Origin of the sequence: Nonomuraea rhodomycinica (genome assembly GCF_013363995.1) — a bacterium.
GTDB classification, from domain to species: domain Bacteria; phylum Actinomycetota; class Actinomycetes; order Streptosporangiales; family Streptosporangiaceae; genus Nonomuraea; species Nonomuraea rhodomycinica.
This window is the reverse complement of sequence record NZ_JABWGO010000001.1, coordinates 2,047,449-2,059,870: the sequence shown is the minus strand read 5'-3', so window position 1 is coordinate 2,059,870 and position 12,422 is coordinate 2,047,449. Positions and strand designations below refer to the sequence as shown.

Below are 12,422 nucleotides of genomic sequence, written 5' to 3'. Positions count from 1 at the left end.
CCGCCGTCGCGGTCCCGTGGCGGCTCACCGATCGTTCCTGGGCTTGCGGGCTCTCACCAGGTAGGCCGCGAGGGCCGTCGCGCCGGCGACGGCCTGGAGGGTGAGCGGCACGGCCAGGTCGTCCGGTGGCGTCAGGAGGGCGACGAGCGCCGGCAGGCAGCCCGCCAGGGCGACGTCGGCACCCGTCAGCGCCCAGATCACCGGCCCCGTGGGGATGGCCCCGCCCGGGGTGTCGATGATCGGCATGGAGTGGTCGACCGGCCGCCGCCGCGCCATCCGCAGCGCCCCGGCCGCCAGAGCCGGGGCGATCGCCGGCCCGAACGCCCACCACGCCCCGGCCGGCAGCGCGCCCACCAGGGTCAGACCGGTCAGCGCGGCGGCCGTCCAGGCGGCGGCGAGCAGCGCGGGCAGCACCGCGCGGGCGGCCAGCGCCGGCCGCAGGCCGACGGCGGCGAGCCTGCTCAGGGCGGGGTTGTCGGCGTCGCGCCGGGCGCCCGCCGCGACGGCCGCCGCCATGGCCAGGGCTCCGGCCAGCACGGCCCCGGCGGTCACGGCCACGGCGGCCGACGACGGAGCCGCCGCCGTGACGCCCAGGGCCCGGGACAGGACGGCGGGGAGCGCGGCGGAGGCCGCCATCGCGGCCAGGCGGCCCGGACGGCGGGCCAGGCGGCGCCAGTCGTGCCAGGCCAGCGCCGCCGGAGCCGGGAGCGACGGCCACCTCCTGGACCGGAGCCTCCTGGCCCGCCAGTGGTTGTCCTCGGCGATCCAGGTCAGCGCTCCCGGGTCCAGCAGCGCGGCCGCGCGGGTGACGTGCGCCGTCCGGGTGGAGGCGGCCAGCACCGCCCGGGCCGGCATGCGTCCCAGGGTCGCCCGTGCCCGCCGTACGAGGAGGGCGGCGACCAGGGCGGCCGCGGTGGCGACGGCCGCGACGACCGCCGGAGGAGTGGCGGCCACGGCGCCCACGGCCCCCAGAACCCCGTGAACTGCCGCCGGGACGATGCCCGCGGCGCTCGCGACCGTCCCGGTGGCCGACCCGCTCCCGGGCAGCGGGCCGGTCCCGGTGGCCAGGCCGGCGCCGGTCAGTGCCGGGCGGGCCGTCTGGGCGGCGACGGCCGCCGCGCTCAGGACCGCGGCCAGCGTCACCAAGGCCGTCAACGCGATCCCCAGCCAGCCGTCCCAGACCCTCGACGCCTGCTCCAGCACCGCCAGGGCCATGGCGCCCGCCGTCATGGACACGCCGAGCACCAGCGCCCCGGCCAGCCGCCAGAGGAACGCGTCAGGAGCGCCCAGCACCGCGAGCAGCCCCAGCCCGAGCAGCGCACCCGCCACCACGGCGGTCACCACGAGCACGCGGGGCGTCCGGCCGAGGACCCCGCGCCGGTCCAGCGGCGACAGCAGCAGCCAGGACGCGTCCGAGGCGGGCAGCGCGACGGGCCCCGCGGCGCGGGCGGCGGCGACGAACCCGGCGAAGGCCAGCAGGACCAGCGCCAGCCCCGCGCTCATGCGGGCCGGGGCCGGCTGCCCGGCCATGCTCGCGATGAGCGAGGACACCGGCTTCCCGGCGATCGCGGCGACCAGGGCCAGGCCGAACCAGGTGACGTACCGGTCCAGGGCGCCGGCGGAGCCGCGCCGCTGCCGCAGGAACTGCCGGACGGAGGCCGGGGTGGGGGAGTGGGGAGGGTTCACGCGGTGGTCCTTCGAACGGGGGCGTGCAGTCAGGCGGGCGAGTGGGCGGGCCGGGGCGTCACGCCGTCGCCTGGCCGGCGGGGGAGACCCGGCGTGCGCGGTCCGCCAGGGCCGGGTCGTGCGTGGCCATGACCACCGTGCCGCCCTCGGCCGCGTACGCGTCGATCAGCTCCGCGAGCCGTACGCGGAAGGAGGCGTCCAGGCCGCGTTCGGGCTCGTCGAGAAGGAGGAGCCGGCTGGGCCGGAGGAAGGCGGCGGCGAGGGAGAGACGCTGGCGCTGCCCGGTGGAGAGGTTCTGCGGCGGCGCGTCGGCGCGCCCGGCCAGCTCGAACAGGCCGAGAGCCGTCTCGGCTGTCATCCGGGGCGTCCCGTGGACGGCCTCCACGAGCTCCAGGTGCTCGCGGCTGGTCAGGCCCGGGTACCAGGCGGGCTCGTCGGTCAGCAGCGCCACGTCCCGCCAGAACGCGGCGTCGTCGGCGGGCGCGACCCCGAACACGGTGACCCGTCCACGTTCGACCGGCTGCAGCCCCGCCAGGCAGCGGAGCAGGGTGGACTTGCCCGAGCCGTTCGGGCCCACGACGGCGACGATCTCGCCGGGGGCGGTGCTCAGCGAGAATCCCTGGAGCACGGGGTCGCCGCCGAGGGCGACATGGAGGTCGTCGGCGACGACGGACTTCTCGTACACCGTTCGAGCCTAATCGGCGGATCTTGCCGTGCGCGCCCGGGGGCGGGGTTCCGGCGCGCGGATTCTGTCGGTGGCGCAGGCTAGCTTGGGTGTTCCCGAACACCTGTGCGACTGGAGAGTTCCATGCTTGCTGCTGAGAAGTTCGAGCGCGCGGCCGTGCTGGGGGTCGCCATGGCCGAGGAGATGCGCCGGCTGCTGCGGCTGCACCTGCTGCCCGCCGACCGGGCCAAGGACGGCGCCATCGTGATCGACGTGCCGTATCCGGACGCGGCGGTGGTCATGGCCGTGCTCGACGTGGCGGCCGACTGCTTCGGCGAGCGGGGCGAGACCGTGGAGGAGACGCGGCAGGCCGCGCTGGAGAAGCTGTTACAGCTCGCGGGCTTCGACGCCGAGTCGCAGCTCAACTTCGCGGCCCCGGCGGCCCGCGACCGCGACGGCACCCGGGGCTGACGCCCGCCCGTCGGCGGGCGGCCTTCGGGTGAGAGCCGCGGCCGACGGGCCCGGCCCCCGCCTCGCGTCCCGCTGAGGCCGGTCCGGGCGCGACGCGGTTCTGGTGGCGGGGGCGGCTCAGGGGCGCGGCAGCAGGCCGCGGACCAGGGCTCGGATCCCCTTGTCGTACGTGTCGCGGGAGGTCAGCTCCTCCCAGCGCGGGCCGAGCGCGGCCAGGCGGGGCAGCCGGGTCGCGTCGAGGTCCTCGAACACCCGGCCCCGGTGCGTCGGCCGGTCGTCCTCGCGGCGGCGGGCGGCGGCCGAGCGCGCACTGATCTCCCCGGCCGTGTAGTGCCAGATGATCCGGTACGCGTCCACGGCGTCCTCCGGTGTCAGCCCCGCCTGGACGGCCGCGTCGATGATCTCCTCCGGGTACCACAGGGCGCGGGCCGACATCAGGTCGTCGGCCCTGAGCACCTCCACGATCCACGGCACCCTCGTCAGCGCCTCGCGCATGGCCACGGCGGCGGCCACCACCCGCTCGCCCGGCCCCGCCCCGGCCGGCGGCTCCGGCCTCGGCACTCCGGCGGCGTACTCGTCGAGCAGCAGCAGGAGCAGCTCGTCCTTGTCGCGTACGTGGTGGTAGAGCGCCATCGGCGTCGTGCCGACCTCGCGGGCCAGCCGGCGCATGGTCAGGGCCTGCGTGCCCTCCTCGTCGATCACGCGGTGGGCCGCGGTGAGGATGTCCGTCTTCGAGATCTTGGGGGGCCGCCCCGTGCGCGCCGGCATGCTGTCATGTTACTTTCTATACATGTATAAAAAGTCACCGTGGGCGGCCGTGTGCGTCCTCGCCTTCGGCGTGGCCGTCGGCACCCTGCAGATGACGGCCGTGGTGCCGCTGCTGCCCGCGCTGCAACGCGACCTCCATACGTCGATGACGTCCGCCTCCTGGACCGTGACCGCCTCGCTGCTCTCCGGGGCGATCTCCATCCCGCTCCTGTCGCGCCTCGGCGACCTGTACGGGCGGCGGCGCGTCGCCATCGTGTCGCTCGGCCTGCTCGTCGCCGGATCGGTCGTCGCCGCGCTGGCGACCACGCTCGCCGGGGTCGTCGTCGGCCGCGTGCTCCAGGGCTTCGCCGCGCCGCTGCTGCCCCTCGCCATGGGGATCGCCCGGCACGAGGTGCCGCGTGACCGGCTGCCCACGGCGATCGGCGTGCTGAGCGCCATGATGGGCGTCGGCAGCGGAGGCGGCATGATCCTCGCCGGGCTGGTCGGAGGCGGCTACCAGGCGCTGTTCTGGGTGCTGGCCGGACTCGCGGCCGCCGGAACAGGGCTCGTCGCCGTGTTCGTCCACGAGCCCCTCCGGCCCGCGCCGGGCGCGCGCCCCGACTTCGCCGGCGCGGCGTTGACGGCCGCCTGGCTGGTCTGCCTGCTGCTGGCCGTGAGCAAGGGGACGGTCTGGGGCTGGACGTCGGCGGCGACCCTGGGGCTGCTGGCGGGGAGCGTCGTGCTGTGCGCGGCCTGGGTGCTGTCGGCCCGGCGCGTCGCGGCGCCGCTCATCGAGCTGCCGATGCTGCTGCACCGGGGGACCGTCGGGGCGACCGTGGCCTCGCTGCTGCTCGGGTTCGCGCTGTTCGGCGTCATCACCACGCTGTCGTCCGTCGCCCAGGGCCGGCTCGGCGCCTCGGTGCTCCAGGTCGGCCTGTACCTGCTGCCGACGGCGCTGCTGATGCTGGCCGTCTCGCTGCTCGCCGGCCGGCTGATGCGCCGCTTCAGCGCCTCGTCGCTGGTCGGCGCGGGCTCGTCGGTCGTGGCCGTCGCGGCGCTCTGGCTGAGCGTCTCGCACGGGTCTCCGGCGACCCTGTACGGGGCGGCGACCGTGCTCGGGCTCGGGATCGGCCTCGGGTACGCGGCGCTCGGCACGATGGCCGTCCAGCACGTCGAACCCGCCAAGACGGCGGCTGCCGGAGGGGTGAACTCGCTGGTCCGGGTGGTCGGCAGCAGCGTGGCCGGCGCGGTCACGGCGGCGGTGTCGTCCGGCGCGGGGGCGGGGTGGAGCTTCGCCGTCTCGGCGATCGCGGCCCTGGTCTCCGCGCTGTTCGCCTTCGCGCAGGGAGCGCTCGCCCGCACGCCGGCCCTCGTGACGGCGGAAACCCCACGGGCGACGGCAGGCGGGGCGGCGTGAGCGTGAGAGGACAGGACGTGACAGGAGACGGGGAACGCGGCGTGACCGGCGACGAAGAGCCCGGTGTGAGGGGCGACGGGGAGCGCGGTGTGAGGGGCGGCGGAGGAGACGACGTGAACGGCGGCGAGGGGGCCGAGCGCGCGATCGCCTGGGGCGACGAACTGGTGAAGCTGCACGACACGTTCCGCCGCGACCTCGCGGAGCTGCGGAGCGGGTCCATGCGGGCGCCCGCCCTGCGGGAGCACTGCCTGACGTTCTGCGAGGCCCTGCACGCCCATCACAGCGGCGAGGACGACGTGCTCTTCCCGCACCTGGACGGCCTGCACCCCGAACTCGCCGCCGTCCTCGACCGCCTGCGGGACGAGCACCGGGTGGTGGCCCGGCTCCTGGCCCGCATCAGGACCCTGGCCGGCTCAGGCGAACCCCCGGAGGGCGGGGCGGACGTCGCGGCCGAGGTGGGGGAGGAACTGGAGCGGCTCGCCCGCGAGCTGGAGGCGCACCTCGACTACGAGGAGGAGCAGCTCGTCCCCCTCCTCAACGCGATGACCGACATGCCGGAGGACCTCTGACCCCGCCTCCGGCCGCTCCCCGGGCCTGGCCGCGACCGTGCTGACCGGCGGAAAAGGAGTCGCCGTCGGCTGATCGCTCGGTTAGCGTCAGCGCCATGCGGGTCATCTCGGTAAATGTCGGGAAAGTGGTGGATGCTGCCTGGGCGGGCAAGACCGGGCGCACGGCGATCGACAAGTCCCCGGTGCTCCACCGGGTGGAGGCGCGTCCTGAGGGACTGGCCGGAGACGGGCGGGGCGACCTGGTCAACCACGGCGGCGAGGACCACGCCGTCTACGCGTACGCCCGCGAGGACTACGACTGGTGGGAGGGCGAGCTGGGGCGCCGGCTCCGTGACGGCCGCTTCGGCGAGAACCTGACGACCGAGGGACTCGACGTCAACGGCGCCCTGCTCGGGGAGCGATGGCGCGTCGGGTCGGCCGTGCTGGAGGTCAGCGGTCCCCGGGTGCCGTGCGTCGTGTTCCGCAACTGGATGGACGAGCCGGGATGGGTGCGCCGGTTCACGGACGCCGGACGGCCGGGCGCGTACCTGAAGGTGGTGGAGGCCGGCGAACTCGGCGTCGGGGACGGTGTGCGCGTCCTCCACAGGCCCCGCGACGGGGTGACGGTGGCCGAGGCGTTCCGGGCCTTCCACGGCGACAAGGAGCTGATGCGGCGCGTGCTCGCCGTCCCCGAGCGCGCCGCGTTCTGGGACGACGTGGCAGCCCGGGTGCTGGGCGGCTCCCTGGCCTGAGCCCGCGGACGGCGCGGCGGCGCGGCGGTCCGGGACCGGCGGTGGTCAGGGCAGTCGCCGCGGACGGGCAGACTGGAGGCGTGCCATCCACCCTGCCCGACGGCGAAGCCGCGCCCGCCTCGGGCGAGCTGCCCGAGAGCGCGCTGCGCGGCCTCGGCGAGCGCCCGTTCGGCTTCTACGTCCACGTGCCGTTCTGCGTGACGCGCTGCGGCTACTGCGACTTCAACACCTACACCGCCGCCGAGCTGGGTCCCGGCGCCTCGCAGCGCGACTACGCCGACACGGTCCTGCAGGAGGTGCGGCTGGCGCGGCGGGTGCTCGGCGACGCCGATCTCCCGGTCCGGACGGTGTTCTTCGGCGGCGGCACGCCCACGCTGCTCCCCCCGGCCGACCTCGCCCGGATCCTCGCGGCCATCGGCGCGGAGTTCGGCCTCGCGCCGGGGGCGGAGGTCACCACCGAGGCCAACCCCGAGTCCGTCGACCCCGCGTACCTGGAGAGCCTGCGCGAGGGCGGCTTCACCCGCGTCAGCTTCGGCATGCAGAGCGCCCGCGAGCACGTGCTCAAGGTCCTCGACCGCCACCACACCCCGGGCCGGGCCGCGCAGGCCGTCCAGGAGGCGCGCAAGGCCGGGTTCGAGCACGTCAACCTCGACCTCATCTACAGCACGCCCGGAGAGTCCGACGACGACTGGCGGGCCTCCCTCGCGGCCGCCGTCGAGGCCGAGCCCGACCACGTCTCCGCGTACTCCCTCATCGTCGAGGACGGCACCCGCCTGGCGGCCCGCATCCGGCGCGGCGAGCTGCCCATGCCCGACGACGACGTGGCCGCCGACCGCTACCAGATCGCCGACGCGATGCTCGGCGAGGCCGGGTTCCAGTGGTACGAGGTGTCGAACTGGGCCACGTCCGAGGCCGCCCGCTGCCGGCACAACCTGCTCTACTGGACCGGCGGCGACTGGTGGGCCGCCGGCCCCGGGGCCCACAGCCACGTGGGCGGCACCCGCTGGTGGAACGTCAAGCACCCGGCCGCCTACGCCCAGCGCCTGGCCGCCGGCACCTCGCCCGCCCACGCGCGCGAGGTGCTCTCCGAAGACGACCGCGAGACGGAGCGCCTCATGCTGGAGCTCCGGCTGGTGTCCGGCTATCCGCTCGCCGACGTCGCGCCGCGCGCCCGTACGGCCGTCGCCGCCGCGCTCGCGGACGGGCTGCTGCGGCCCGAGGAGTTCAAGGCCGGTCGCATGGTGCTCACCCTGAAGGGCCGGTTGCTCGCGGACGCGCTGGTCCGCGACATGGTCAGCTGACCAGGCGGACGGACAGCGGGTAGCGGTAGTTCTCGCCCCGGTTGGCGGCCACGACCGCCTGCAGGTGGAAGATCAGCGACACGATCCACACGACGGGGAACAGGAGCAGCCCGATCACGAAGATCGACAGGATCCCCGCCACCACGTAGCCGATGAACATCGTGATCTGGAAGTTCAGGGCCTCGGCCGCCTGGTCCCGGACGTAGGGGGCCTCGTCCTTCTTCATCAGGTAGATGATCAGCGGGCCGACCCAGGAGACCAGCAGTCCCAGCAGGTGGGAGAGCATCGCCATCGTGGTGTCGTCCGTGCCGGGACGGGGGCCGTACACGCCGGGCCGGTGCGGCGGGCGCTGGTACGGGTTCGCGTAGCCGGGACCGGGCTGCTGGTGTCCCGGGTCGCCGGGGTAGCCGGGCCCGCTCGGCTGCTGGTAGCCGTAGCCGTAGCCGGGGCCGGGCTGCTGGTGGCCGGATTGTTGCTGGCCGGGCGGCTGGTGGCCGGGCGGCGGGTATCCGGGTGGTTGGTATCCGGGCGGCGGGGGCGGCTGCTGGCCGTAACCGTGGCCCTGGCCGCCGGACCGCGGCCCGGCGCCGTAGCCGGGCTCGGGTTCCGGGCGGGGGACGCGCCGGGTGGCGTCGTCGTCGGGCTGGTGGTGCGGCGGGTCCTGACTCATCCTGCCTCCGTGACGAAGTCGATCAGCTCTTCCACCCGGCCGAGCAACTCGGGCTCCAGGTCCGCGAACGAGGAGACGGAGCCGAGGATGCGCCGCCACGCCTCGGCCGGCTCCACGCCCCAGCCCAGGGCGGCGATCACACCCTCCTTCCACGGCACCCCGCGCGGCACCTCCGGCCAGGCGGGGATGCGCAGCACGGACGGCTTGACCGCCTGCCAGACGTCCACGAACGGGTGTCCCACCACGAGCACGTCCGGCGAGGTCACCTGGGCGGCGATGCGGCTCTCCTTGGAGCCGGGCACCAGGTGGTCGACCAGCACGCCCAGCCGGCGTCCCGGACCGGGGCCGAACTCGTCGACGATCGCGGGCAGGTCGTCGACGCCCTCCAGGTACTCGACCACCACGCCTTCCACCCGCAGGTCGTGGCCCCAGATCTTCTCGACGAGGGCGGCGTCGTGGACCCCCTCGACGTAGATGCGGCTCTCCTTGGCGACCTTGGCGCGCAGCCCCTCCACCGCGATCGACCCGGACGCGCTGCGCCTCGCGCCGCGCGGCGCAGCGGCCGGCCGCACCAGCGTCACGACCTTGCCCTCCAGCAGGAACGCGGCGGGCGCCAGCGGGAACAGCCGCCGCCTGCCGAAGCGGTCCTCCAGCGTCACGGCCTCCTTGTCACAGGCCACGACCGCGCCGCAGAAGCCGCTCTCGGCGTCCTCCACGACGAGGTCCGCTTCGGCGGGCACCTTCGGGATCGTGCCCTTGCCCGGACGCCGCCAGTTTCCCGCGAGAACATCACCGTCGTACACACCGGGGACCGTAGCAAATCACCCGCCCGCGGTGAGGCGCCTGCGGTGGGAGCTGCGCCGTACCAGGACGACCACCGTCACGACGAGCGCCAGCAGGATCCCGGCGCCCGGCAGCAGCACCAGCGCCGCCACGCCGCCCGCGATCCCGCCGGCGTCCACGGACGGGCCCACCGCGAAGCGCGCCCCCACGGACTGCAGGGTGCCGCACTTGAGCACGTAGCCGCCCGTCCTGGACACGTTCAGGGCCAGGATGGCCTGCCACCGGGTCGTGCCCTGGGTGACGGTCATGGTGCCGGGCAGCCTGGCCAGCAGGCCCCTGCCGTCGCCGCCGGTGACCGAGCAGGTGTACTGGACGGGGGTGGCGCTGGCCAGGTACACGACCGGGTCGTCGGCGGGGTCCACGGTCACCGAGACGGTCTCGTCCGCCGCGAACGTCTTCGTCGGCAGCGCGCCGTTCACCGTGGCGCTCACGCCGCCGGCGAACAGCGCCACCCCGGCCACCACGCACACCAGCGCGACCCCCCAGGCGGCCCACGCCCACCACAGCGGGGGACGCAGCAGCTTGGGGCTCACCCACGGCGTGGACAGCGGGCCGCCGCCGTACGGGCCGGACCCGCCGAAGGGCTGCCCGGCGTACGCCCCCTGCCCACCCGCCCCGGGGTACGGGCCCTGCGGCCCTGACCCGGGGTACGGGCCCTGCGGTCCCGATCCGCCGAACGGACCCCGCGGCCCCGGCCCGGCGTACGGACCCTGCGCACCCGGCGGCGAGCCGTGAGGCGGGAAGGGGGCGTGATCGCCCGTCATGGGTCCCGGCCCGTAGGGCGGCGGCGGGTAGGCTCGCTGCTCACCCGACGGCCCGCCGTGGGGCGGCGGCGGGTACGGGGCCTGCGGCGGCGGCGCGCCGTGGGGGTCCGTCCCGTACGGCTGCCGCCCGTACGGCGGGGGAGCGGGCTGACCGGGCTGCGGTCCGGATCCGGGCGCCGGACCGGACGGCTCGGACTCCGGCGGCTGGGACGGGGAATCGTCGGTCATGTCGGCCAGTGTGATCCCTGACCGCGGGCCCGCGCCAGCAGCAGGATGGTCAGCTGTTATCGCACCTTGTGGGTGAGAGCCGTACACTTGGCACTCGGGAACACAGAGTGCTAGACGGTCGTTCCCGCAAGGCAGAGGCAGGAGGTGAGCACGTGCTCGACGATCGTAAACTGGCGGTGCTCCGCGCCATTGTCGAAGACTACGTGTCCACCAACGAACCGGTGGGCTCCAAGGCGCTGGCAGAGCGCCACAACCTCAAGGTCTCCCCCGCCACGGTCCGCAACGACATGGCCGCGCTGGAGGAGGAGGGCTACATCACCCAGCCGCACACCAGCGCCGGCCGCGTGCCGACCGACAAGGGCTACCGGTTGTTCGTCGACCGGCTGTCCCAGGTCAAGCCGCTGTCCGCGGCGGAGCGGCGGGCGATCGAGACGTTCCTGGCCGGCGCGGTCGACCTCGACGACGTGGTCACCCGCACCGTGCGGCTGCTCGCGCAGCTCACCCGGCAGGTGGCGGTCGTGCAGTACCCGACGCTGACCCGCTCGACCGTGCGCCACGTCGAGCTGGTGCCGCTGACGGACCGGCGGGTCATGCTGGTCCTCATCACCAACACCGGCCGCGTCGAGCAGCGGGTCGTCGAGCTGCCGGAGGTCGTCGAGGACACCCGCATCGCGCACCTGCGGGCGGTGCTCAACGCCTGCCTCGACGGGTGCGGCCTGAGCGCCGTGCCCGAGCTGGTCGCCGACCTTCCCGAGCGGCTGCCCGCCGAGGACCGGCCGGCCGTGGCCACGATCCTGTCGGTACTGCTGGAGACCCTGGTCGAACGGCACGACGAGAAGATCGTCTTCGCCGGGGCGGCCAATCTCGCCGGCGCCGACTTCACCACCGGTCTGCGCGCCGTGCTGGAGGCCCTGGAGGAGCAGGTCGTGCTCATGCGGTTGCTCGGCGAGACGTCCGGCGACACCCCGTCCGCGCTCACCGTGCGCATCGGCTCGGAAAACCCCTATCTGCACGGCACGTCCATCGTCGCCACCGGATACGGTTCTGGCGACAACCAACTGGCACGGCTCGGCGTGCTGGGTCCCACGAGGATGGACTACCCCGTGACGATGGGCGCCGTACGCGCGGTGGCACGCTACGTCAGCCAGATCCTGGCTGCATCATAAGAGGTCGATAAGTGGCAAACAGCGACTACTACGCCACCCTCGGGGTGCGCCGTGACGCCAGTCAGGACGAGATCAAGAAGGCCTACCGCAGGCTGGCCCGCGAGCTCCATCCTGACGTGAACCCCGACCCTGAGACCCAGGAGCGGTTCAAGGAGATCACGCAGGCCTACGAGGTGCTGTCCGACACGAACAAGCGCCAGATGTACGACCTGGGCGCCGACCCGTTCGGCGGCGCCGCGGCGGGCGCGGGGGCCGGCGGCTTCGGCGCGGGCTTCCCGTTCAGCGACATCATGGACGCGTTCTTCGGCTCGGCCGGCGGCTCCCGTGGTCCCCGCTCGCGCGCCCGCAGGGGCCGCAACGCGACCATCCGCGTGGAGCTCGACCTGCGCGAGACCGCGTTCGGCACCACGAGGGAGCTGGTCGTCGACACGGCGGTGCTGTGCGAGGTCTGCCAGGGCGCGGGCGCCGCTCCCGGCACCCACCCCGACACCTGCGACATGTGCAACGGCCGCGGCGAGATCTCGCAGGTCACCCGGTCGTTCCTGGGCCAGGTCATGACGTCCCGGCCGTGTCCCCAGTGCGGCGGCTTCGGGTCGATCATCCGCCACCCCTGCCAGGAGTGCTCCGGCGACGGCCGCGTGCGCACCCGCCGTACGATCAAGGTGCGCATCCCGGCGGGCGTCGAGGACGGCACGCACATCCAGCTCGCCGGCGAGGGCGAGGTCGGCCCCGGCGGCGGCCCGCCCGGCGACCTGTTCCTGGAGATCGTCGAGCGCCCGCACGAGATCTTCGAGCGGCGCGGCGACGACCTGCACTGCACGGTGCAGATCCCGATGACGGCCGCGGCGCTCGGCACCGTGCTCACCGTGGAGACGCTCGACGGCGCCGAGGAGATCGACGTGCGGCCGGGCACCCAGTCGGGGCAGGTCATCACGATGTTCGGCCGGGGCGTGCAGCGGCTCAACGAGAGCGGCCGCGGCGACCTGCTGATCCACGTCAACGTCGAGACGCCGTCGCGGCTCGACCCGGCGCAGGAGGAGCTGCTGCGCGAGCTGGCCAAGCTGCGTGGCGAGGAGCGGCCCCCCGGCAAGTTCGCGCCGGGGCAGCAGGGGTTCTTCTCGCGGCTGCGCGACGCCTTCAACGGCCGATGACCCGGACCGGGGCC

Annotated in this window: 13 protein-coding genes; 7 read left to right on the top strand and 6 right to left on the bottom strand. The window is 74.7% G+C overall.

Annotation, left to right across the window (positions count from 1 at the left end; genetic code table 11):
• Positions 1-24 precede the first annotated feature (24 nt).
• Positions 25-1,686, bottom strand: coding sequence for a DUF6297 family protein (locus HT134_RS09470; RefSeq protein WP_175599756.1), 1,662 nt, complete (start codon positions 1,684-1,686; stop codon positions 25-27).
• 58 nt (positions 1,687-1,744) lie between these two features.
• Positions 1,745-2,371: a heme ABC exporter ATP-binding protein CcmA gene (ccmA, locus tag HT134_RS09465; RefSeq protein WP_175599755.1), complete on the bottom strand. Its 627-nt coding sequence runs from the start codon at positions 2,369-2,371 to the stop codon at positions 1,745-1,747.
• A gap of 123 nt (positions 2,372-2,494) precedes the next feature.
• On the opposite strand from ccmA, the gene HT134_RS09460 reads away from it, so the two are divergent.
• Positions 2,495-2,821, top strand: a complete 327-nt coding sequence (locus tag HT134_RS09460; RefSeq protein ID WP_175599754.1) for a hypothetical protein — start codon at positions 2,495-2,497, stop codon at positions 2,819-2,821.
• 117 nt (positions 2,822-2,938) lie between these two features.
• Here HT134_RS09460 and HT134_RS09455 read toward each other — a convergent pair whose 3' ends face one another.
• Positions 2,939-3,589, bottom strand: a complete 651-nt coding sequence (locus HT134_RS09455; RefSeq protein WP_175599753.1) for a TetR/AcrR family transcriptional regulator — start codon at positions 3,587-3,589, stop codon at positions 2,939-2,941.
• 22 nt (positions 3,590-3,611) lie between these two features.
• Between HT134_RS09455 and HT134_RS09450 the strand changes: the two genes are divergently transcribed.
• The 4 genes from HT134_RS09450 (at position 3,612) to hemW (ending at position 7,586) form a co-directional block, all read left to right on the top strand.
• A complete protein-coding gene (locus HT134_RS09450) occupies positions 3,612-4,985 on the top strand; it encodes an MFS transporter (protein ID WP_175599752.1) in 1,374 nt (457 codons plus the stop codon).
• 113 nt (positions 4,986-5,098) lie between these two features.
• Positions 5,099-5,554 (top strand): hemerythrin domain-containing protein, encoded by a 456-nt coding sequence (locus HT134_RS09445; RefSeq protein ID WP_175599751.1) that lies wholly within the window; start codon positions 5,099-5,101, stop codon positions 5,552-5,554.
• 95 nt (positions 5,555-5,649) lie between these two features.
• The gene (locus tag HT134_RS09440) at positions 5,650-6,285 is read left to right on the top strand and encodes an MOSC domain-containing protein (RefSeq protein WP_175599750.1); all 636 of its coding nucleotides are present in this window, start codon (positions 5,650-5,652) and stop codon (positions 6,283-6,285) included.
• 80 nt (positions 6,286-6,365) lie between these two features.
• Entirely contained in the window at positions 6,366-7,586 is a 1,221-nt protein-coding gene (gene hemW, locus HT134_RS09435) for a radical SAM family heme chaperone HemW (RefSeq protein WP_175599749.1), read from the top strand.
• On the opposite strand, the gene HT134_RS09430 is transcribed toward hemW, so the two are convergent.
• Genes HT134_RS09430 through HT134_RS46810 form a run of 3 tightly spaced genes read right to left on the bottom strand, consistent with a single transcriptional unit; the run spans position 7,579 to position 10,091 of the window.
• Positions 7,579-8,256 carry a DUF4870 domain-containing protein gene (locus tag HT134_RS09430; protein WP_175599748.1) on the bottom strand — a complete coding sequence of 226 codons (678 nt, stop codon included), beginning with the start codon at positions 8,254-8,256 and terminating at the stop codon, positions 7,579-7,581. The two genes, hemW and HT134_RS09430, sit on opposite strands and share 8 nt — an antisense overlap.
• Complete coding sequence (locus HT134_RS09425) at positions 8,253-9,059, bottom strand: DUF3097 domain-containing protein (protein ID WP_175599747.1); 807 nt, start codon at positions 9,057-9,059, stop codon at positions 8,253-8,255. Before HT134_RS09425 ends, HT134_RS09430 begins: the two co-directional genes overlap by 4 nt.
• An 18-nt stretch (positions 9,060-9,077) precedes the next feature.
• A complete protein-coding gene (locus tag HT134_RS46810; protein WP_281387388.1) occupies positions 9,078-10,091 on the bottom strand; it encodes a hypothetical protein in 1,014 nt (337 codons plus the stop codon).
• Positions 10,092-10,243: 152 nt separating this feature from the next.
• Here HT134_RS46810 and hrcA point away from each other — a divergent pair, with 152 nt between their 5' ends.
• The gene (gene hrcA, locus HT134_RS09415) at positions 10,244-11,257 is read left to right on the top strand and encodes a heat-inducible transcriptional repressor HrcA (protein ID WP_175599746.1); all 1,014 of its coding nucleotides are present in this window, start codon (positions 10,244-10,246) and stop codon (positions 11,255-11,257) included.
• Between the two features lie 11 nt (positions 11,258-11,268).
• Positions 11,269-12,408 (top strand): molecular chaperone DnaJ, encoded by a 1,140-nt coding sequence (gene dnaJ, locus HT134_RS09410; protein ID WP_175599745.1) that lies wholly within the window; start codon positions 11,269-11,271, stop codon positions 12,406-12,408.
• Positions 12,409-12,422 lie beyond the last annotated feature (14 nt).

Coding starts and splice junctions, on each gene's coding strand:
- HT134_RS09455 (WP_175599753.1), bottom strand. CDS start 3,589: ATGCCGGCGCGCACGGGGCGGCCCCCCAAGATCTCGAAGACGGACATC.
- HT134_RS09430 (WP_175599748.1), bottom strand. CDS start 8,256: ATGAGTCAGGACCCGCCGCACCACCAGCCCGACGACGACGCCACCCGG.
- HT134_RS09460 (WP_175599754.1), top strand. CDS start 2,495: ATGCTTGCTGCTGAGAAGTTCGAGCGCGCGGCCGTGCTGGGGGTCGCC.
- HT134_RS09440 (WP_175599750.1), top strand. CDS start 5,650: ATGCGGGTCATCTCGGTAAATGTCGGGAAAGTGGTGGATGCTGCCTGG.
- HT134_RS09450 (WP_175599752.1), top strand. CDS start 3,612: ATGTATAAAAAGTCACCGTGGGCGGCCGTGTGCGTCCTCGCCTTCGGC.
- HT134_RS46810 (WP_281387388.1), bottom strand. CDS start 10,091: ATGACCGACGATTCCCCGTCCCAGCCGCCGGAGTCCGAGCCGTCCGGT.